Below are 19,242 nucleotides of genomic sequence, written 5' to 3'. Positions count from 1 at the left end.
TGGGGATGGCTGTTGCGAGGTTCAAGGACCTGTGTGTGGATGTGAACTGCCCGAGCGCGATGACGTCGTTCTGGGGGCAGGTGCTGGGGTTGACGTCGCCGGCGGACAACCCGGCGGTGCTGGTGGGGGATCGGCCGGAGAAGACGGTCTGGATCAATCAGGTGCCGGAGCCGCGGACGGTGAAGCAGCGGGTGCATCTGGACGTGCTCACTTCCTCGATCGATGAGCTGGAGAAGCTCGGCGCGACGGTGCAGAGCCCGATCACCGACGAGCAGCACTGGGCCGTGCTGGGTGATCCCGAGGGCGGCGAGTTCTGTGGGTTCGTGCGGGACAGCGTTCCGGCGTACCGGTTGATGGAGTTGATCGTGGATTCGGCCGACCCGGAGGCGCAGGCTCGTTGGTGGGCGGGGGTGGTGGGCGGTGATGTCATGCACAATCCGGCCAACCCGTGGTACTGGCTGGAGAACGTTCCTGGGTTGCCGTTCCCGTACTGGGTGTTCATCCCGGTGCCGGAGCCGAAGATGGTGAAGAACCGGATCCACTGGGACGTCACCGCGGACGAGTTGCAGCCCGTCCTCGACGCGGGTGCGACACTGCTGCGGCCCAAGGACGACGAGATCGGCTGGTGGGTCTGCGCCGATCCCGAGGGCAACGAGTTCTGTGTGTTCCTGCCACCACCTGCCGAGGAGACCGATGGCCAAGCTTGATCTCACCCAGTCCGGGCCCGACCTGACCCAAGCGCTGGTCGACATCTCGTCGGTCAGTGGCACGGAGGAGGAGATCGCGGACGCGGTAGAGGCGGCGCTGTCGGCGTACGCGCATCTCGCGGTGAGCCGGCACGGGAACACGGTCGTGGCCCGGACCGAGCTCGGACGCGACGAGCGGATCGTGATCGCCGGGCATCTCGACACCGTGCCGCTGAACGACAACCTGCCGTCGCGGCGCGCGGACGGACTGATCCACGGCCTCGGCGCCTGCGACATGAAAGGTGGGGTCGCGGTCGGGCTGCGGCTCGCGGCGACGCTGACCGAGCCGGTCCGCGATGTGACGTACGTCTTCTACGACTGCGAGGAGATCGAGGCCGAGCGCAACGGCTTGTTCAAGCTCTCCCAGTCGGATCCCGAACTGCTGCAGGGCGTCTTCGCGGTCGTGATGGAGCCGTCGAACGCGGTGGTCGAGGCCGGTTGCCAGGGCACGATGCGGGCCGAGATCACCACGCGCGGCGAGCGGGCGCACTCGGCGCGCTCGTGGATGGGACGCAACGCGATCCACGCGGCCGGTGAGGTGCTGGCGCGACTGGCGGCGTACGAACCGCGCCGGGTGCCGATCGACGGGCTGGAGTACCGCGAAGGGCTGAACGCGGTCGGGATCAGCGGCGGCGTCGCGGGCAACGTCGTACCGGATCTGTGCACGGTGACGGTGAACTACCGGTTCGCGCCGAGCCGGTCGGAGGCCGAGGCCGAGGCGCATGTCCGGGAGGTGTTCGAGGGGTTCGAGGTCGCCATCACCGATTCTGCTCCGGGCGGGTTGCCGGGGCTGGAGCGACCGGCTGCCGCGGCGTTCCTGGCGGCGGTGGGTGGGGAGCCGCAGCCGAAGTTCGGGTGGACCGACGTGGCGCGGTTCACGCTGCTCGGCGTACCGGCGGTGAACTACGGGCCGGGCGACCCGCTGCTCGCGCACAAGCAGGAGGAGTACGTGCCCGAGGCGGAGATCGAGCAGTGTGAACAGCGGTTGAGAAGCTGGTTGACGGCGGACTAGCCGTCTCTTGACGGTTGGCTGAACACGGCCGTGCGGCGGGTCGGTGGTGGCCCGCCGCACTAATCTGGGCGTATGGCAGAACCATCGATCCACCCGGACCGCCCGCAGTCGCAGCAGCGCGGGCCCGTGGTGATGCGGCGTAACCAGGTGCAGCACTCGACGTCGGAGCAGCGCCTGCTGGACAGCCGCGGACCGTCCGACTGGGTGCACACCGACCCCTGGCGGGTGCTGCGGATCCAGTCGGAGTTCATCGAGGGCTTCGGCATGCTTGCCGAGCTCGGTGCTGCCATCAGCGTGTTCGGTTCGGCGCGGACCAGGCCGGACGACCCGATGTACGCCGCGGCCGAACGGTTCGGGCGCAAGCTGGTCGAGGCCGGGTACGCCGTCATCACCGGCGGCGGACCGGGTGTGATGGAGGCGGCGAACAAGGGCGCCTCCGAGGCCGGTGGGGTGTCGGTCGGGCTCGGGATCGAGCTGCCGTTCGAGAGCGGGCTGAACGAGTGGGTCGACATCGGGATGAACTTCCGGTACTTCTTCACCCGCAAGACCATGTTCGTGAAGTACGCGCAGGGGTTCGTGGTGATGCCGGGCGGGTTCGGCACCCTCGACGAGCTGTTCGAGGCGCTCACGCTGGCGCAGACCCGCAAGGTCACGTCGTTCCCGGTGGTGCTGTTCGGTACGTCGTACTGGAGCGGGCTGGCAGACTGGCTGCGCGAGACGATGCTTGCCGACGGCAAGATCTCGGCGGCCGATCTGGAGATGTTCGTGATCACCGACGACGTGGACGAGGCGATCAGCTACATCGTCAAGTCCGGCGAGCTGGCCGACGCCGCGGCCCAGGAGGCGGCCGAAGCGGCGGCCCGGGACGTGGCCGAGGTGGACAGCCCGGAGGCTCGCGAGCGGCGCGAGGCGCACCGGCTGGGTTCGGACGGGCAGTGAAACCCGGAGCGATTGTGCGGTGAGGTACCGCGGCATGGCACGATCGGTCCCGTGATGTGGTTCTTCGCCTTGATAGTCGTGGTCCTGATCGGGGCCGTCGCCGTGGTGGCCTCCGGGCGCTGGGGCGCCATGAGTACGGCGTACGACGACCGGCCGGACATGTCCGTGCCGGCCCGGCAAGCGCTCACCTCCGACGACATCGAGACGGCCCGCTTCGGTGTCGCGCTGCGCGGCTACCGGATGGACGAGGTCGACACGCTGCTCGAACGGGTCGCCCGCGAGGTCGCCGAACGCGACCGCCGCATCGCCGACCTCGAACGAGCCGTCACCCCGATCATGCATGGTCCTGAAGGCGCCGGCTTCACCTCACGCCACACCTACGACGCCGACGACTTCGACGACACCGGCTACCAACTCCCCATCCTCGTAGGCGGCGACTTCCCCGCCGAAACCACCACCGCCCCATCACCCGACCAGGCGCTGGAGGCCGACCAGGCGCCAGCGGTCGAGCAGGCACCCGAGGTTGCGCAGACAGCTGACGTTGGTCAGACAGCTGAGGTCGGGCAGGCACCGAAGCTTGAGCAGGCAGCTGAGGTTGAGCAGGCACCTGAGGCTGAGCCGACGGCCGAGGTCGCGCAGGCACCTGAGGTTGAGCAGGCGGCCGAGGCGCAGGCACCGGAGGTTGAGCAGGCGGCCGTCGTCGCGCAGGCGCCTGAGTCCCAGCAGACGGCCGAGCCCGAGGTCGCCCCGGCCCCCGAGCGCGAACTTGCACCGACGGCAAACCAACCAGTCGCCGACGCACCACGCCAGACCCCCGAGGCCCCACGCCCCGCCGAGCGCGACGCGGACCTACCGGTCGCCGAGGCGCAGGCGACTCCCCAACCGGCTGAGCCCGAGCAGCCCGGCGAGCCCGAGATCGCGCAGCCGGCTGAGCCCATCGCCCAGACCGACCTTGATTCTGACTCCCAGGCGGAGCGTGGGTCTGTGCTGGAGGCGCCGTTGCCGCCTGTACCGCCGGAGCCCGTGCTGGAGCGGCCCGAGGAAGCGCAGGAGCAGGCAGCTTGGTGGCCGGCAGCCGAGTCGGCTGGTGAGCGTCCGGCGGCAGGTGGGCAGGAAGCACCGCGGAGTGGGCAGTTGTGGGCCGATCCGGCAGCCGCGGCCGTGGCCAATGGGCACCAGGAGCCGCAAGCGACCTCGACTGATCAGCAGCCGGAACAGAACGGGCAAGCGAGTGAGCAAGCACCCAGAGGGCGGCATAGTGCGGCGCCTGATGCGGGTGCTTATCAGCGGCCGAGCTGACCGGGCTGATGACTGACAGCGGGCCGTGTCACGCGGAGGCTTCGGTGGAGTTGCCGCTGGAGCCGCAGGCGGCGTGGGACACGGTGATGGACTGGGATCGCCAGTCACGCTGGATGCTGTTCACGCGCGTATGGGCTACCGAGAACGACGGCCGTGGCGTCGGCGGCGGAGTCGCAGCGCGAACTTCTGTCGGTGGCTTGGGGTTCACTGACGACATGGTCATCACGCACTGGGATCCGCCGCGCGATTGCACGGTGAAACACCTCGGCACCATCGTCCGGGGGACCGGCACGTTCGAGGTCCGGCCCGCGCCGGGCGGTAGCACGTTCGTCTGGTCGGAAGACGTGATCCCGCCCCTGGGCCGTCTGGGCCGACTCGCCTGGCCGCTGGTCCGGCCCGGCTTCGAGCTGATGATGCGGATCTCGTTCAAGCGCCTCACGAAGGATCTTGCCCGATGACGGTGATCGGCCCAGACGGGCAGCCCCGCTGCACCTGGGCGACCTCGGCCCCGGAGTACATCGAATATCACGACACCGAATGGGGTCGCGAGATCCGCGACGACCGCGGGCTGTTCGAGCGGATGACGCTGGAGGGGTTCCAGTCCGGCTTGTCGTGGATCACGATCCTGCGCAAACGGGAGAACTTCCGCAAGGCGTTCGACCACTTCGACCCACAGCTGATCGCGGCGTACGGCGCGGACGATTTCGACCGGCTGATGGCCGACACCGGCATCGTGCGTAACCGCTTGAAGATCAACGCGACGATCGCCAACGCCCGGGCTCTGCTCGAATTGGAAGACGGCGAGCTGACCGAGCTGCTCTGGTCGTTCCAGCCCGAGAACCGCCCGGCCCCGAAGACGAACGACGACGTCCCGGCCACCACCCCGGAGTCGGTCGCAATGTCCAAAGCCCTGAAAAAGAAGGGCTTCGTCTTCATCGGCCCCACCACCGCATACGCGCTGATGCAGGCCACCGGCATCGTCAACGACCACCTCGCCGACTGCATCGCCCGCTGACTACCTCCCGTGGAAGCTGGGCTTCTGCTTGGCTACGAACGAGGCGACGGCGTTCTTGTGGTCCTCGGTGTCGCCGGTGAGTTCCATCTTGGCGGCCTCGAAGGCGAGCGACTCGGCCAGCGAATGAGTCGCTGAGTACGCGAGCGACTGGCGGACCGCGCCGTAGGCAACAGTCGGCCCGTTCGCGAGTTTGGCGGCGAGTTCGTCGACGGCGGTGGCGAGCTCGCCGGCTGGTACGACGGTGGTCGCCAGGCCGAGCTCGAGTGCCTCGGAGGCGGGAATCGTGCGGGGGAAGTAGAGCAGTTCGGTCGCGCGAGCCTGGCCGACGAGCCGGGGGAGCGTCCACGAGATGCCCGTGTCGCAGGACAGGGCGATGCCGGTGAAGGCGAGGTTGAAACCGGCCGTGTCGGCAACGATCCGGAAGTCGCACGCGAACGCCATCGACGCGCCGGCTCCGGCCGCGACACCGTTGAGGGCCGCGATCACCGGCTTCGGCATCTCCGCCAGCGCCAGCGCGATCGGCGCGTAGTGGTCCGGCACAGTGCTCCAGAGCGCCTCGGTGTCGTTCGCCTCGAGCAGGCCGATGTGCTCCTTCAGATCCTGCCCGACGCAGAACGCGCGCCCGGTCCCGGTCAGCACGACAACCCGTACGGCGTTGTCGTCGGCGGCCACCCGGATGGTGTCCCGCAGCGCCACCTTGGTGGCCGTGTCGAGCGAGTTCATCGCTTCCGGCCGGTTCAGGGTGATCGTGGCGATGCCCTCGGACACGTCGTACAGGACGGAGTCACTCATCGTGCCTAGCTCCCAACAGTCGGTGAGATTTTCAGTGAACGGTCAGGCAGTTGTCCACGAAACGCCCGGCCGCGTGGCCCAGCCGATTCGCATGGAAATCGAAGAATTCGGCCGCCCGGGTGCCGGCCCAGTCCTCGGGCAGCAACTCGGCCGGCAGCCCCGGATCGAGGAACAGGAACTTGCGCCACTCGTGGACCAGATTGGACCGGACCGCGAACGCCTGCTCGTCGGTGACATCGGGCCCGGCGCTCTCGGCCAGCGCCTTCGCCTCGTTCAGCCAGCTGTCGTACGACGCGCCGAGTTCGTCCAGCTTCCAGACCCGTCGGGCGAACTCGACCGCGTCGTCCTCGATCGGTGCCCGGAACCGGTCCGCGGCGATGCCCTCGACGCCGAGGATCTGGTCCACCTCGGTGTCGTTGCGCAGCCCGACCCAGGCCGCGTCGGAAAGCGGAGCCCAACCCAGGAAGGCGAATTGGCTCGCGAGCTGTTCGCGCCGGCGCGCGTTGGGCACCTCGCGGAGGATGCTCAGATGCCAGGTCCGGTCCCACTCGCTGCTGCCGTCGGAACCGGTCTCGGTGCGGTAGATCCGGGCGGCCGCGTCGTCGAGGCGGCGACGCGCCCGGGCGGTCAGCGCGTACCCCGGCAGGCCGTCGATCCGGACCGGCTCCAGCCAGCCCTGCCGGACCATCCGCGACACGGCCGTCCGGACGGCCGGCGGATGGACGCCCAGCGGCGCGAGCAGCCGGACCAGGGCGGCCACCGGAGCGCGCGCACCACGGGCGCGCAGGTGGTCGCCGTACAGGTCGAAGAGAGCTGAACGGGCGTGCACGAGACCTGAGTCTGCCGTATGGTGCACGGCCTTGGCCTGACATCGGGGATAATGGGTCGCGATACACACTGCGATACGCGCCGACGGCGCATCACCGCACGGCGCCGGCGACGGTCCACCGTGTGGTGTCGTCGCTCAAGACCGAAGAGGGCAAGATCCATGAGGGAAGGGGTGCGCGCATGGCGGCGATGAAGCCGCGGACGGGCGATGGTCCGCTCGAGGTCACCAAGGAGGGCCGCGGGATCGTGATGCGGGTCCCGCTCGAGGGCGGCGGTCGGCTGGTCGTCGAACTGAACGCCGACGAGGCGACCGAGCTCGGGAACGCGCTGAAGGCCGTTGTCGGCTGAGCCGACTCTCCGGGGTGCATCTGCACGAGCGCACCCGCACAACTCCAACGACCCCGGTGGGTGCTTTCGGGCACCGGCCGGGGTCGTTACGGTGGGGCCAGCGTGAAGTCAGTCCATTTGATCAAACTGTGAGGTCGCCGAAGTGGCTCGCCGAAGTGCACGCACCGTGTTCCCCGTCCTGCCGGCTGTCGTCTGGCAGCCGGGGCTTCCTGTTCACGGTTCCCGTAGCTGGGTGATCGTGGTCGGCGAGGCGGGTCTGCCCGCCGCCGCCAAGGAGGCTGGGGAACGTCTAGGGGTCGACCTCGACCGATTGCTGGAGGTGCAGGAGGCGGCCGGCTTCGGGCGATCCGCGGGTACCACGGCGGCGTACCCGTTGCTGACCGGCGAGGTCGCCGAGGTGCTGCTGGTCGGCGCTGGTGCGGGCACCCCGAGGGATCTGCGACACGCCGGTGCGGCGATCGCGCGGTTCGGCCGGGGCAAGGACGAGCTCACCGTGGTGGTTGCCGAGGGCATCGATGATGCCGGCCTGCAGGCATTCGCCGAGGGTGTCGTGCTCGGCTCGTTCACGTTCCACCGCAAGACCGTCGACACCGGTAAGCCGGTGGTCGGCCGGATCGAGCTGACCGACGGTACCGACGAGGACCGCGACGACGCGATCGACCGCGGCCTGGTGGTCGGCCGGACCGGCTGGCTGGCGCGCGAGTTCGCGACCACCCCGTCGAATGAGAAGGACCCCGCCTGGATGGCCGCCCGCGCGACGGAGCTGGCCGCAGCCACCGGGCTCGAGGTGACGGTGTGGGACGAGAAGCAGCTGGCCGCCGACGGGTTCGGCGGGATCCTTGCCGTCGGCAAGGGATCGACCCGGCCGCCACGATTCATCCGCCTCGACTACACCCCGCCGGGCGCGACCGACGACACGCCGTACGTCGTCCTTGTCGGCAAGGGGATCACCTACGACACCGGTGGTCTGTCGCTGAAGCCGCGCGAGGGCATGGTGTCGATGAAGCGTGACATGACCGGCGGTGGCTCGGTGATCGCGACGATGTCGGCACTGCGCGATCTCGGCGCGAAGGTGAAGGTCACCGGGCTGATCTGCTCGGCCGAGAACATGCCGTCGGGTACGGCGTACCGGCCGGACGACGTGATCCGGCACTACGGCGGACGCACCACCGAGGTGAAGAACACCGACGCCGAAGGCCGGCTGGTACTGGCCGACGGACTCGCGTACGCCGTGAAGGAGCTCGGGCCGGACGTCATCGTCGACATCGCCACGCTGACCGGCGCGATCAAGGTATCGCTCGGATCGATGCTGTACGGCGGGTTGTTCGCCACCGACGACGCGCTCGCGGACAACCTGGCCGACGCGGGCGAGGCCTCCGGCGAGCGGCTCTGGCGGATGCCGTTGCCCGACGAGTACACCGAGCTGATCTCGACGCCGATCGCGGACTCGGTGAACTCGTCGAAGGGGCCGGGGTCGATCACGGCCGCGTTGTTCCTCAAGGCTTTCGCGGGTGACGTGCCGTGGGCGCACCTCGACCTGTCCAGCATCGCGGAGTCGCCGGCGGACGCGCTCGAATACACCACCGGCGCCACCGGAGCCGGCGCCCGCCTCCTCACCACCTGGCTCACCAACGACACCCCCACCGCCGGCATCGGCTGAACCGCAGAGACCGGCATCGGCTGCGGCGGCGGCCAGCTGAGGTGAACCAGCTCAGGCCGCCTTGGCGAACTCGCGGATGATGAGCGGGTAGGCGGCCAGGGCGGTGCCTGGGTGGTCGACAGCGCCCATCGAGTGGATGCTGACCTTGGCGCCGTGCCGAGTCAGTCTGGCGGTGCAGGCGGTCGCGTTGGCCGGCGCGACGTCGGTGTCGAGAGTGCCGGTGTAGAGGTGGACCGGCACCGGCGGCGCCCAGTTGCAGACCTGATGCGCGTCGCGCAGCGCCTGCAGGTAGCGGCCGGCTGGATGCTCGAGCAGATCGAGGAACGCCGGTTGGAAGAGCTTCTCGGGCGAGTCCGGCAGCCCGGCCACGATGTCCTCGTAGCTGTGTGATCCGTCGAAGAGCCCCTCGACAGTCCCCGCGTACGGCGACTTGAAGATCTCCGCCGGATCGTCGTAGAAGCCCACCGTGCGGTTCCATGCGACCGCGAGGTAGGCGAGATAGAAGGCGGCCGTCGCGGGCAGCACCCGCCCGTCGAAGGCCGCAGGCATCTCGGTACCGACCAGGTCGTACGGTCCGGCGACCGCCTGGATCGCGCCGAGGCGGAAGTGACCCACCTCGCCACGGGACAACGCGTGCCCGAAGGCGAGGCTGCCCCGGCCACCTTGGGAGAAGCCGGTGACCAGGACGTCCCGCTTGAGGCCGACGCCGTGCCACGCGGCGAAGGTCCTTGCTGCGAGCAACAGGTCCGCGCTGGCGCCGACCTCGGTCCTGGTGTCGACGTACGGGTGTAGGCCGTGGCCGACGCCGAGCCCGAGGTAGTCCGGCGCGATGCCGACCAGACCGGTGGAGGCGAGCAGAGCGGTGACGAGGCTGTCCGGGCCACTGGCGTCGACCGAGGGCGCAGTGGACCTGTCGGCCATGGTTCCGTGCAGGTACTCGGCCACGGTCAGCCGGCCGCGCTTGCCGTTCGGGAGCACGACGAGCCCGCTCGCGGTGGTCGGACGGCCGTCGTGGTCCACGGTTCGGTAGACAAGCCGGTACGCCGTGACGTCGTACCGGGCAGCAGGTGTGCCGTGGAACCCGGTCGCCTCGGCGGCGGCGTTCAGCTCCGCGGTGCTCACCTGGCCGACCTCGACCACGGAAACGAGCGAACCGCGGAACGACGAGACCGCCGAGGTGGCTCCCTCAGCCAGCGAGGGATGCGTCGGAGGTGTGGTGCCGGCGAAGGCGGACAGCGGAGCGGCGGCGAGGGCAGCAGTCGCGAGGACGGCTGCGACGGTCTTTGTCAGGGTCGAGTTCATGCCTCAACCCAACCGCCGCCGTCGCGCGCTCACGAGGGGCCTTGAACCCCAACCGGTAGTGGACCTAAGCCCACCCACGCCGGCTAGAGCAGCGACTGGTAGAGCTCGACCGTGCGGTTGGCGACCGCGTCCCAGCCGAAGTCGGAGACGGCCCGGGCGCGGCCGGCTTTGCCCATCGCCTCGGCCTTGGCGGGGTCGGCGACCAGCGCGTTGATGCCCTCGGCGAGTTGCCGCTCGAAGGTGGCGATGTCGTTCTCGTCGTACGCGACCAGCGTGCCGGTCTCACCGTCGACGACGACGTCCGGGATACCGCCGACCGCGCTGGCGACGACGGCTGTCTCGCAGGCCATCGCCTCCAGGTTGACGATGCCGAGCGGCTCGTAGACCGACGGGCAGCAGAACGCGAGCGCGTGCGTGAGTACCTGGCGGACCTCTTCGCGCGGCAGCATCTCGGAGACGATGAAAACGCCGTCCCTGGTGGCTTTGAGTTCGTCGACCAGTGCGTCCGTTTCGGCTTTCAGTTCGGGCGTGTCGGCGGCGCCGGCGAGCAGGACGAGCTGCACGGACGGATCCAGTTGCAGCCCGGCGCGCAACAGATGCGGGACGCCCTTCTGCCGGGTGATGCGGCCGACGAACGTCACGTACGGCCGGTTCAGGTCGACGCCGAGCCGCTCGAGCACGTTCGTCGAGTGGTCGGGGTGGTAGAAGTCGGAGTCGATGCCGTTGGTGATGATGTGGACCTTGGCGGGGTCGATCGCCGGGTAGCTCGCGAGGATGTCGTCGCGGGTGGCGTTGCTGACCGCGACGACCGCATCGGCCGCCTCGTACGCCGTACGCTCGGCCCAGCTCGACAAGCGGTACCCACCGCCGAGCTGCTCCGCCTTCCACGGTCGCAGCGGCTCCAGCGAGTGCGCGGTCACCACGTGCGGGATGCCGTAGAGGAGCTTGGCCCAGTGGCCGGCCATGTTCGCGTACCAGGTGTGGGAGTGCACGAGCTCCGCCGAGGAGACACCGGCGGTCATCGTCAGGTCGGTCGAGAGGATCCGGAGCGCCGCGTTCGCGTGCGGCATCCGCGGGTCGTCCTCGGAGTGCGCGACCGCGCCCAGCCGTGGTTCACCCATGCAGTGCACCTCGACCTCGAGCAGCCGGCGCAACTCGCGAACCAGAAAGTCCACATGCACCCCCGCCCCGCCGTACACGTCCGGTGGGAACTCACGAGTCAAGATCGCGACCTTCATGCCCCGACAATAGCCGCGCCTCTACCTCCACGCAGCCGACTCGTCCTCGCTTCCCCGGAGCAACCGGTTACTACCGCCGGTACGCCGTGAGCCGGGTCAGCTCACGTGGGTGGGGACCCAGAAGCGGAGTTTGCCGTGACGTTCGTCTTCCAGTTCGCCGCCGGCCGACTCGATCACGCGGCGGGAGGCGATGTTGTCGACGTCGCAGGTGACGAGAGCGGTGTCGATGCCTAGGCGGGCGGCCCAGGGGAGTGACTCGGTGAGCATCCGGGTCGCGTAGCCCTTGCGTTGGGCGGACGGGCGGACGGTGTAGCCGATGTGGCCGCCGAGTTCGTGCAGGACCGGGGTGAGGGTGTGCCGGATCGAGAGGCGGCCGAGCCATTGGTCGCCTTCGACGTACCAGAGCATTGTCTGGTGCACCAGGTCCGGCGGCAGCTCGGTCTCCGGCAGCGCCTCTGAGCGGATCGCTTCGACCAGTGCAGCGAACTGTTCCGGGTCCTCCAGTTCGTCGCGGGTCCACGACTGCCAAGCCCCGTGCGCACCCATCCACCGCTCCTGCTCCGGCTCCAGCTCGTCCCAGGCTTCGAGGAAGGATCGGTGAACGGCGGTAGTCGGTTCGACGAGTCTGGGCATGCTCACAGTGTCCGACACTCGCAACCGCCTTATGCAAACCGCACAGCAAAGCTAAGGTGCGGACATGGCGAAGGCACCGAAGATCCTGGGAATCGTGCTGGCCGGCGGCGAGGGGAAGCGGCTGATGCCGCTCACGGCGGACCGGGCCAAACCGGCTGTGCCGTTCGGCGGGAGTTATCGCCTGATCGACTTCGTGCTGTCCAACCTGGTCAACGCGGGCATCCGCAGTCTGTGCGTGCTGACGCAGTACAAGTCGCACTCGCTGGACCGGCACGTCACGATCACCTGGCGGATGTCGACGTTCCTGGGCAACTACGTCACCTGTGTGCCGGCCCAGCAGCGGCTCGGCCCGCAGTGGTACCAGGGCAGTGCGGACGCGATCTACCAGTCGATGAACCTGATCAACGACGCCAAGCCGGACATCATCGTCGTGTTCGGCGCGGACCACGTGTACCGGATGGACGCCTCGCAGATGGTGCAGGCACACATCGAGCGCGGCAACGGCGTGACCGTGGCCGGGATCCGGGTACCGCGCGCGGAGGCCTCGGAGTTCGGCGTGATCAAGACGGCCGACGACGGCCACGCGATCGCGGAGTTCCTGGAGAAGCCGGCCGATCCGCCGGGGCTGCCGGACTCGCCGGACGAGACGTTCGCCTCGATGGGCAACTACGTGTTCAGCGCCGATGTGCTGGTCGAGGCGCTTCGCAAGGACGCGGCCAACCCGGCGTCCCGGCACGACATGGGCGGCGACATCGTCCCGATGCTGGTGGCCGAGGGCAAGGCCGGCGTCTACGACTTCAAGGACAACGACGTCCCGGGTGCGCTCGACCGGGACCGCTCGTACTGGCGCGATGTCGGTTCGCTCGACTCGTACCACGAGGCTCACATGGACCTCGTCTCGATCCAGCCGGTCTTCAACCTGTACAACTCCGACTGGCCGATCTTCACCTCGCACCCGCAGTTGCCCGGCGCGAAGTTCACCGACAACGCGACCGTCGGCGAGTCGATCGTCTGTGCCGGCTCGATCATCTCCGGCGCGACCGTGGACCACTCGGTGATCGGCGCGAACGTGATCGTCAACGCCGGCGCGAAAATCGAGCGCGCGGTCATCATGGACAACTGCAAGATCGGCGCGAACGTCGTCCTGAAGAACGTCATCCTGGACAAGAACATCGAGATCCCCGACGGTATCGAGATCGGTGTCGATCCGGACCTCGACCGCGAGCGCGGCTTCACCGTGTCCAAGGGCGGTGTCACGGTGCTCGGCAAGGGCCAGGTCGTCAAACCGTGACGCAACCACCGCTGGAAGAACCGGGTTCCGAGGCCGAGTCGTTCGCGCTGGACAAGGCGGACCCGGGGCACCGCGAGCTGTTCGACGTACCGCCGGTCGACAACGGCTACTACCCCGATGTCGCCTACTTCGCCGGCAACTCGCTCGGACTCCGGCCGAAGGCGACCCGCACCGAACTGCTCGAGGATCTCGACTCCTGGGCCGCGCTAGGCGTCGAGGGACACCTCGAAGCGACGCGCCCTTGGCTCCCGTACCACGAACTGCTCACCGCTCCCGCCGCCCGACTCGTCGGCGCACTCCCCGGTGAGACGGTCGTGATGAACTCCCTGACCGTCAACCTGCACCTGCTGATGGTGTCGTTCTACCGTCCCACCGCGGACCGCTTCCGCATCGTCATCGAGGACTCGGCCTTCCCCTCGGACAGCTACGCGGTGCGCAGCCAGGCCCGCTTCCACGGCTTGGATCCCGACGACGCCGTAGTACGGCTCAAACCCCGCGACGGAGAAGACTGCCTTCGTACTGCGGATGTTCTGGCGCGCCTGACTCCCGACGTGGCGCTGGTCCTGCTCGGCGGGGTCAACTACCTGACCGGCCAGCTGATGGACATCCCCACGATCACCGCGGCAGGTCACGAAGCCGGAGCCGTCGTCGGCTGGGACCTCGCCCACGCCGCCGGCAATGTCCCGTTGTCGCTGCACGACTGGGATGTGGACTTCGCGGCCTGGTGTTCGTACAAGTACCTCAACTCCGGCCCGGGTGCGCTCGCGGGCGCGTTCGTGCACGAGCGCCACCTCGGGGACCCTTCGATCCAGCGCTTCGAGGGCTGGTGGAGCACGGAGGCGTCCACCAGGTTCCAGATGGCGCCCGAGTCGCGCCCGCCCGCGTCGGCGGATGCCTGGCAGGTGTCGAACCCGCCGATCTTCTCGATGAGCCCGGTCCGGACGTCGCTCGAGCTGTTCGACAAGGTCGGCATCGGCGTACTCCGTGAGCGCAGCATCCGCCTCACGGCGTACCTGGAACGGCTGCTCGCGGACGTGACCCCAGGCCGGCCCCTGCAGGTGATCACGCCGACCGACCCGCTGCAGCGAGGTGCCCAACTCTCGCTTCGGATCGGCGGGGACCGTACTGCGGGGGAGCTCGCCAAAGTGCTCCGCTCGGAGTACGGCGTGATCGCCGATGCCCGCGAGCCCGACGTACTGCGGCTTGCGCCCGTCCCGCTCTACTCGCTGTACCACGACTGCTGGCGCGCCGCTCGAGCGCTGGCCGACGTCTTCCCGATCACCACCTGACGGAGTGTGAATGAAAGAGCGTGTCGCCATCGTCGGTGCCGGCCTGACCGGTTCCTTGCTGGCCTGTTTCCTGGCGCGGCGGGGCCTGTCGGTGACGCTGTACGAACGGCGGCCGGACCCGCGGGTCGCGCAGGTCGAACGCGGCCGGTCGATCAACCTGGCGATCTCCGAACGCGGGCTGGACGCACTGCGCCGGATCGGGCTGGTCGACGAGGTGATGCGCGACGCGCTGCCGATGAAGGGCCGGATGATCCATCCGGTGGAGGGACCGCTGGACTTCCAGCAGTACAGCGCGACCCAGGACCGGGCGATCAACTCGATCAGCCGCGGCGCGCTCAACAACGCGTTGCTGGACGCGGCCGCTGCCGCGCCCGGGGTGGAGATCCGCTTCGAGCATCGGCTGGTGGAGCTCGATTCCCAGGCCGGGTCGATGATCTTCGAGACGCCCGCGGGCAAGGTGGAGGCGTCGGCGGACGTCGTACTGGGGGCGGATGGCGCCGGGTCCGCAGTACGTGGGCAATTGCTCGGCGAGGGAGCGGTGACCGAAGACGTCGACTTCCTGGACTACGGCTACAAGGAGTTGAGCATTCCGGCCGTCGACGGGGAGTTCGCGCTCGATCCTGGTGCGCTGCACATCTGGCCGCGCGGTACGTCGATGATGATCGCGTTGCCGAACCCGGATCGGTCCTTCACCTGCACGCTGTTCTGGCCGACCGGGTCGTTCGACGCGCTGGCCGACGCCGGCGCGATCGAGGCGCACTTCCGTTCGCAGTACCCGGATTTGTTGCCGTTGGCCCCTTCCCTGATCGCCGACTACCAGTACAACCCGGTCGGTGTGCTCGGGACCGTGCACACGTCGCCGTGGCAGGCACACGGTCGTACTGCGTTGATCGGTGATGCCGCGCACGCGATCGTGCCGTTCTACGGGCAGGGCGCGAACTGCGCGTTCGAGGACGTCGTCGAGCTGGATCGCTGCCTGGACGACACGGCCGGGACGTGGGCGCGCGCGTTGCCGCTGTTCGAGCACCGCCGGCGCGAGAACACCGAGGCGATCGCGGAGATGGCACTCGCGAATTTCGTCGAAATGCGCGACAAGGTCGCCTCACCGGTCTTCCGCCTCGGCAAACGCATCGAGCACGCCTTGGAACGAGCACTGCCGGGTCGCTACGTCTCCCGCTACGAACTGGTCTCGTTCTCCACTACGCCGTACGCCGAGGTCCGCGCTCGGGTTCACCGCCAGCACCAGGCGTTGGCGGCCTCGATTCTCCTTTCTACCGGTGTTCTCGGGGCTGTTCTTCGAGTTCTGCGGAGGCGGAGATGACGTCGCTCTGGCGACCCGAATTGCTCACCGGTCAGCCCGGTGAGCCTGGCTTGTTGCGCAACTTTGTCGGCGGAGAGTTCGTCGCAGGCGGCTCGACCTTCGCCAAGCTGAGCCCGGTGACAGGGGAGAAGATCTTCGACGTCTGCGAGGCCGACGAGGCGACCGTGGACGCAGCCGTCAATGCCGCTCGGGCGGCCTTGAGTGGGCCGTGGGGCCGGATGAGCGAGCAGGAACGAGCCGTCGTACTCCGTCGGGTCGCCGATGAGCTCGAGCGGCGCTTCGACGACCTGATCGCGGCCGAGGTCGGCGATACCGGCAAGTCGATCAGCCAGGCCCGGACGCTCGACATCCCGCGCGGCGCCGCCAACTTCCGCGCCTTCGCCGACTTCGCCACCACCACGCCGACCGAGTCGTACACGACCGTGCTCGCTGATGGGCGGCGGGCGCTCAACTACGCCGTACGCAAGCCTGCGGGCGTGGTGGCGATCATCGTGCCCTGGAATCTCCCGCTCCTGCTGCTCACCTGGAAGGTGGCGCCAGCCCTTGCCTGTGGCAACGCCGTGGTGGTGAAGCCGTCCGAGGAGACCCCGGCCTCGGCGACCGTCCTCGCCGAGGTGATGGCCGCGGCCGGCGTACCGGAGGGTGTCTTCAACCTCGTGCACGGCTTCGGGCCCTCGTCCGCTGGGGAGTTCCTCACGAAGCATCCGGGCGTCGACGCGATCACCTTCACCGGCGAATCGTCCACCGGCAGCGCGATCGCCAAGGCCGCGGCGGACGGCGTCAAGGCCGTCTCCTTCGAGCTCGGCGGCAAGAACGCGGGCCTGATCTTCGCCGACGCCGATCTGGACGCGGCCGTCGAGGGCTCTGTCCGGTCGGTCTTCACCAACGGCGGTCAGGTCTGTTTGTGCACCGAACGGCTCTATGTCGAGCGGCCGGTCTTCGAGGAGTTCTGCTCGCGGCTGGCCCAGCGAGCCGACGAGTTGACCTTCGGCTGGCCCGCCGAAGAAGCCACCATGAACATGCCGCTGATCTCGAAACAGCACCGCGACAAGGTGCTCGGGTACTACGACCTCGCGCGCTCCGAAGGCGCCACGGTCCTCGCGGGCGGCGGCGTACCGGCGTTCGGCGACGCTCGCGACGGTGGTTGCTATGTGCAACCGACGGTCATCACCGGTCTGTCTGCCGATGCGCGCACCAATACCGAGGAGATCTTCGGCCCGATCTGCCACATCGCTCCCTTCGACACCGAGGAGGAGGCGTTCGCGCTGGCCAACAACAGCCGCTACGGCTTGGCGGCCACCGTGTGGACCCGCGACGTCGGCCGCGCTCACCGCGCCGGACCGGCGCTCGACGTCGGCATCGTGTGGGTCAACACCTGGTTCCTCCGCGACCTCCGCACGCCCTTCGGCGGTATGAAACTCTCCGGTCTGGGCCGCGAGGGCGGCACCCATTCCCTGCATTTCTACTCCGAACTCACCAACGTCTGCGTGGAGCTCTCATGAGCGACGGCAAGGTGGTGGCGGGGAAGGCCCAGCCACGGGGGAAGTTCCCGCACGTGAAGGTGGCGGGCGGGTTCGCCTACGTCTCGGGCACGTCGAGCCGGCGCCCGGACAACACGATCGCGGGTGCTTCCGTGGACGAGTTCGGGACGGTCGAACTGGACATCCGGGTGCAGACGCGGACGGTGATCGAGAACATCCGGGACATCCTCGCGGCGGTCGGAGCCGGCCTGGAAGACGTGGTCAGCCTGACGTCGTACCTGGTCAGCATGAACGACTTCGGCGGGTACAACGAGGTGTATGCGGAGTACTTCGACGAGACCGGACCGGCCCGTACGACGGTGGCCGTGCACCAACTGCCGCATCCGCACCTGCTGATAGAGATCCAGGCGGTCGCAGTACTGCCGCACACTTCAATGGAGAGGTGAGCACCCGATGGTCAACCTGGAGTCAACCAACTTCCCCGAGTGGATCGAGCAGAACAAGCACCTGCTGAAGCCGCCGGTCGGCAACAAGCAGATGTTCCCGACCGGGGACGACTTCATCACCATGGTGGTCGGCGGGCCGAACTCGCGCACCGACTTCCACGTCGACCCGTACGAGGAGTTCTTCTATCAGATCAAGGGCACCATGCACGTCGACGTGATGACCGACGACGGGCCGGCCCGGGTGGACATCAACGAGGGCGAGATGTGGGTGCTGCCGCGCAATATGCCGCACTCGCCGCAACGCGACGCGGATTCGATCGGCCTGGTGATCGAGCGGGTCCGCGAACAGGGCACGCTGGAGAAGTTCCGCTGGTACTGCGCGAACTGCAACGGCATCGTGCACGAGGTCGAGTTGCAGGTGAACGACATCGTCGAGGACCTGCCGCCGGTCTTCAAAGCGTTCTACGACAGCGAAGACGCCCGCACCTGCCCGAACTGCGGCACAGTGCACCCAGGCAAGGCCTGATGAGCCAGTACCAGGGGGTGGTCGGCCGGCGCGAAGGGCTGGGCGTCCGGCCTTACGCCGGGTGGCTCGCGTGACCGACCCGGTCGTCGATGTCCACACGCACCTGGTCCCGAAGGGCTGGCCCGATCTCGCGGCAGCTTGTGGCGGGGCCGATTGGCCATGGCTCCGGATCGACTCCGAGCGGGCCGCGATGATCATGGTCGGCGAGACCGAGTTCCGTCCGATCGGCCCACAGACGTGGGATCCGGCGGTCCGGCGGGGGGATATGGATGCCGATGGCATCGATCTGCAAGTGGTATCGCCCACACCGGTCTTCTTCGCCTACGACCGGCCGGTGGATCAGGCGGTCAAGGTCGCGCGGATCTTCAACGACCTGACCCTGGAAACACTTGCCGACGACAACAGGTTGATCCCGTTCTGCCAGGTGCCGTTGCAGGACCCGGACGCGGCCTGCGCCGAGCTCGACCGCTGTCTCGCCGCCGGGCATGCGGGCGTCGAGATCGGTAACCATGTCGGCGATCGCGACCTCGACGACGTCGGGATCGTTGCTTTCCTCAAGCATTGTGCCGAGGTCGGCGCTCCCGTTCTCGTGCACCCGTGGGACATGCCGGGCGGTCCGCGACTGGACCGCTGGATGGCGCGCTGGCTGGCCGGGATGCCCGGCGAGACCCACCTGTCGCTGCTGGCGATGATCCTCGGCGGTGCGTTCGACCAGTTGCCCGAGTCGCTGCGGATCTGTTTCGCCCATGGCGGTGGGAGTTTCGCGTTCTGGCTCGGCCGGGTCGAGAACGCCTGGCAGCGCCGCGGCGACGTCGTCCGCGGCCGGTCGGAGCACCCGCCGAGCCACTACGTCGGCAGATTCTTCGTCGACACGGTGGTGTTCGAGCAGCCCGCGTTGCGGTTGCTGGTCGATACTCTGGGCGAGGACCAACTGATTCTCGGCAGCGATTACCCTTATCCGCTAGGCGAACGGCCGGTCGGCGAGGTGGTTCGGAAGGCCGGCTTCCTGTCCGACGGGCAGCAACACAAACTGCTGTCCGCGAACGCGTTGCGTTACCTCGGGAGGTCCTGACCTC

Annotated in this window: 20 protein-coding genes; 15 read left to right on the top strand and 5 right to left on the bottom strand. The window is 68.5% G+C overall.

Going from position 1 to position 19,242, the window contains the following annotated elements; translation table 11 throughout:
- Nucleotides 1-5 precede the first annotated feature (5 nt).
- The 6 genes from DIZ26_RS21510 to DIZ26_RS21485 all read left to right on the top strand — a co-directional run bounded on the left by DIZ26_RS21510 (nt 6) and on the right by DIZ26_RS21485 (nt 5,011).
- Nucleotides 6-707, top strand: coding sequence for a VOC family protein (locus tag DIZ26_RS21510; RefSeq protein WP_112244212.1), 702 nt, complete (start codon nt 6-8; stop codon nt 705-707).
- The gene (gene dapE, locus DIZ26_RS21505; RefSeq protein WP_112244210.1) at nt 694-1,758 is read left to right on the top strand and encodes a succinyl-diaminopimelate desuccinylase; all 1,065 of its coding nucleotides are present in this window, start codon (nt 694-696) and stop codon (nt 1,756-1,758) included. The genes DIZ26_RS21510 and dapE overlap by 14 nt, the downstream gene beginning before the upstream one ends.
- Nucleotides 1,759-1,830: 72 nt before the next feature.
- A complete protein-coding gene (locus tag DIZ26_RS21500) occupies nt 1,831-2,697 on the top strand; it encodes a TIGR00730 family Rossman fold protein (protein ID WP_112244208.1) in 867 nt (288 codons plus the stop codon).
- A 54-nt stretch (nt 2,698-2,751) separates the two neighbouring features.
- A complete protein-coding gene (locus DIZ26_RS21495) occupies nt 2,752-3,996 on the top strand; it encodes a DivIVA domain-containing protein (protein WP_112244206.1) in 1,245 nt (414 codons plus the stop codon).
- A gap of 44 nt (nt 3,997-4,040) precedes the next feature.
- Nucleotides 4,041-4,454: an SRPBCC family protein gene (locus tag DIZ26_RS21490; protein ID WP_232828498.1), complete on the top strand. Its 414-nt coding sequence runs from the start codon at nt 4,041-4,043 to the stop codon at nt 4,452-4,454.
- On the top strand, nt 4,451-5,011 hold the full coding sequence (locus DIZ26_RS21485; RefSeq protein WP_112244202.1) for a DNA-3-methyladenine glycosylase I: 561 nt from the start codon (nt 4,451-4,453) through the stop codon (nt 5,009-5,011). The genes DIZ26_RS21490 and DIZ26_RS21485 overlap by 4 nt, the downstream gene beginning before the upstream one ends.
- On the opposite strand, the gene DIZ26_RS21480 is transcribed toward DIZ26_RS21485, so the two are convergent.
- Nucleotides 5,012-5,803 carry an enoyl-CoA hydratase/isomerase family protein gene (locus DIZ26_RS21480; RefSeq protein ID WP_112244200.1) on the bottom strand — a complete coding sequence of 264 codons (792 nt, stop codon included), beginning with the start codon at nt 5,801-5,803 and terminating at the stop codon, nt 5,012-5,014.
- A gap of 31 nt (nt 5,804-5,834) precedes the next feature.
- A complete protein-coding gene (locus DIZ26_RS21475; protein WP_112244198.1) occupies nt 5,835-6,632 on the bottom strand; it encodes a PaaX family transcriptional regulator in 798 nt (265 codons plus the stop codon).
- Nucleotides 6,633-6,811: 179 nt separating this feature from the next.
- On the opposite strand from DIZ26_RS21475, the gene DIZ26_RS21470 reads away from it, so the two are divergent.
- Together DIZ26_RS21470 and DIZ26_RS21465 are read left to right on the top strand one after the other, a co-directional pair.
- Nucleotides 6,812-6,979, top strand: a complete 168-nt coding sequence (locus DIZ26_RS21470) for a DUF3117 domain-containing protein (RefSeq protein WP_012923066.1) — start codon at nt 6,812-6,814, stop codon at nt 6,977-6,979.
- Between the two features lie 142 nt (nt 6,980-7,121).
- A complete protein-coding gene (locus DIZ26_RS21465) occupies nt 7,122-8,639 on the top strand; it encodes a leucyl aminopeptidase family protein (RefSeq protein ID WP_112244196.1) in 1,518 nt (505 codons plus the stop codon).
- Between the two features lie 51 nt (nt 8,640-8,690).
- On the opposite strand, the gene DIZ26_RS21460 is transcribed toward DIZ26_RS21465, so the two are convergent.
- The 3 genes from DIZ26_RS21460 to DIZ26_RS21450 all read right to left on the bottom strand — a co-directional run bounded on the left by DIZ26_RS21460 (nt 8,691) and on the right by DIZ26_RS21450 (nt 11,812).
- On the bottom strand, nt 8,691-9,941 hold the full coding sequence (locus DIZ26_RS21460; RefSeq protein ID WP_112244194.1) for a hypothetical protein: 1,251 nt from the start codon (nt 9,939-9,941) through the stop codon (nt 8,691-8,693).
- A gap of 83 nt (nt 9,942-10,024) precedes the next feature.
- A complete protein-coding gene (glgA, locus tag DIZ26_RS21455) occupies nt 10,025-11,179 on the bottom strand; it encodes a glycogen synthase (protein WP_112244192.1) in 1,155 nt (384 codons plus the stop codon).
- 96 nt (nt 11,180-11,275) lie between these two features.
- A complete protein-coding gene (locus DIZ26_RS21450; RefSeq protein WP_112244190.1) occupies nt 11,276-11,812 on the bottom strand; it encodes a GNAT family N-acetyltransferase in 537 nt (178 codons plus the stop codon).
- Between the two features lie 64 nt (nt 11,813-11,876).
- Here DIZ26_RS21450 and glgC point away from each other — a divergent pair, with 64 nt between their 5' ends.
- The 7 genes from glgC to DIZ26_RS21415 all read left to right on the top strand — a co-directional run bounded on the left by glgC (nt 11,877) and on the right by DIZ26_RS21415 (nt 19,238).
- Nucleotides 11,877-13,103 carry a glucose-1-phosphate adenylyltransferase gene (gene glgC, locus DIZ26_RS21445; RefSeq protein WP_112244188.1) on the top strand — a complete coding sequence of 409 codons (1,227 nt, stop codon included), beginning with the start codon at nt 11,877-11,879 and terminating at the stop codon, nt 13,101-13,103.
- Entirely contained in the window at nt 13,100-14,392 is a 1,293-nt protein-coding gene (gene kynU / locus DIZ26_RS21440; protein WP_198676200.1) for a kynureninase, read from the top strand. The genes glgC and kynU overlap by 4 nt, the downstream gene beginning before the upstream one ends.
- 10 nt (nt 14,393-14,402) lie before the next feature.
- Nucleotides 14,403-15,713, top strand: coding sequence for an FAD-dependent oxidoreductase (locus DIZ26_RS21435; protein WP_112244186.1), 1,311 nt, complete (start codon nt 14,403-14,405; stop codon nt 15,711-15,713).
- Entirely contained in the window at nt 15,710-17,215 is a 1,506-nt protein-coding gene (locus DIZ26_RS21430; RefSeq protein ID WP_112244184.1) for a 2-hydroxymuconic semialdehyde dehydrogenase, read from the top strand. The genes DIZ26_RS21435 and DIZ26_RS21430 overlap by 4 nt, the downstream gene beginning before the upstream one ends.
- A complete protein-coding gene (locus DIZ26_RS21425; RefSeq protein WP_112244182.1) occupies nt 17,212-17,640 on the top strand; it encodes a RidA family protein in 429 nt (142 codons plus the stop codon). Before DIZ26_RS21430 ends, DIZ26_RS21425 begins: the two co-directional genes overlap by 4 nt.
- Before the next feature lie 7 nt (nt 17,641-17,647).
- A complete protein-coding gene (locus DIZ26_RS21420; RefSeq protein ID WP_112244180.1) occupies nt 17,648-18,166 on the top strand; it encodes a 3-hydroxyanthranilate 3,4-dioxygenase in 519 nt (172 codons plus the stop codon).
- A gap of 70 nt (nt 18,167-18,236) precedes the next feature.
- Complete coding sequence (locus tag DIZ26_RS21415) at nt 18,237-19,238, top strand: amidohydrolase family protein (protein WP_112244177.1); 1,002 nt, start codon at nt 18,237-18,239, stop codon at nt 19,236-19,238.
- Nucleotides 19,239-19,242 lie beyond the last annotated feature (4 nt).

Origin of the sequence: Kribbella monticola, assembly GCF_003261635.1 — a bacterium.
Taxonomy (GTDB): domain Bacteria; phylum Actinomycetota; class Actinomycetes; order Propionibacteriales; family Kribbellaceae; genus Kribbella; species Kribbella monticola.
Note: the sequence above shows the minus strand (reverse complement) of the source record. Positions and strands in the feature narration are given on the sequence as shown.

Coding starts and splice junctions, on each gene's coding strand:
- DIZ26_RS21510 (WP_112244212.1), top strand. CDS start 6: ATGGCTGTTGCGAGGTTCAAGGACCTGTGTGTGGATGTGAACTGCCCG.
- dapE (WP_112244210.1), top strand. CDS start 694: ATGGCCAAGCTTGATCTCACCCAGTCCGGGCCCGACCTGACCCAAGCG.
- DIZ26_RS21500 (WP_112244208.1), top strand. CDS start 1,831: ATGGCAGAACCATCGATCCACCCGGACCGCCCGCAGTCGCAGCAGCGC.
- DIZ26_RS21495 (WP_112244206.1), top strand. CDS start 2,752: ATGTGGTTCTTCGCCTTGATAGTCGTGGTCCTGATCGGGGCCGTCGCC.
- DIZ26_RS21485 (WP_112244202.1), top strand. CDS start 4,451: ATGACGGTGATCGGCCCAGACGGGCAGCCCCGCTGCACCTGGGCGACC.
- DIZ26_RS21480 (WP_112244200.1), bottom strand. CDS start 5,803: ATGAGTGACTCCGTCCTGTACGACGTGTCCGAGGGCATCGCCACGATC.
- DIZ26_RS21470 (WP_012923066.1), top strand. CDS start 6,812: ATGGCGGCGATGAAGCCGCGGACGGGCGATGGTCCGCTCGAGGTCACC.
- DIZ26_RS21460 (WP_112244194.1), bottom strand. CDS start 9,941: ATGAACTCGACCCTGACAAAGACCGTCGCAGCCGTCCTCGCGACTGCT.
- glgA (WP_112244192.1), bottom strand. CDS start 11,179: ATGAAGGTCGCGATCTTGACTCGTGAGTTCCCACCGGACGTGTACGGC.
- DIZ26_RS21450 (WP_112244190.1), bottom strand. CDS start 11,812: ATGCCCAGACTCGTCGAACCGACTACCGCCGTTCACCGATCCTTCCTC.
- glgC (WP_112244188.1), top strand. CDS start 11,877: ATGGCGAAGGCACCGAAGATCCTGGGAATCGTGCTGGCCGGCGGCGAG.
- DIZ26_RS21435 (WP_112244186.1), top strand. CDS start 14,403: ATGAAAGAGCGTGTCGCCATCGTCGGTGCCGGCCTGACCGGTTCCTTG.
- DIZ26_RS21430 (WP_112244184.1), top strand. CDS start 15,710: ATGACGTCGCTCTGGCGACCCGAATTGCTCACCGGTCAGCCCGGTGAG.
- DIZ26_RS21425 (WP_112244182.1), top strand. CDS start 17,212: ATGAGCGACGGCAAGGTGGTGGCGGGGAAGGCCCAGCCACGGGGGAAG.
- DIZ26_RS21420 (WP_112244180.1), top strand. CDS start 17,648: ATGGTCAACCTGGAGTCAACCAACTTCCCCGAGTGGATCGAGCAGAAC.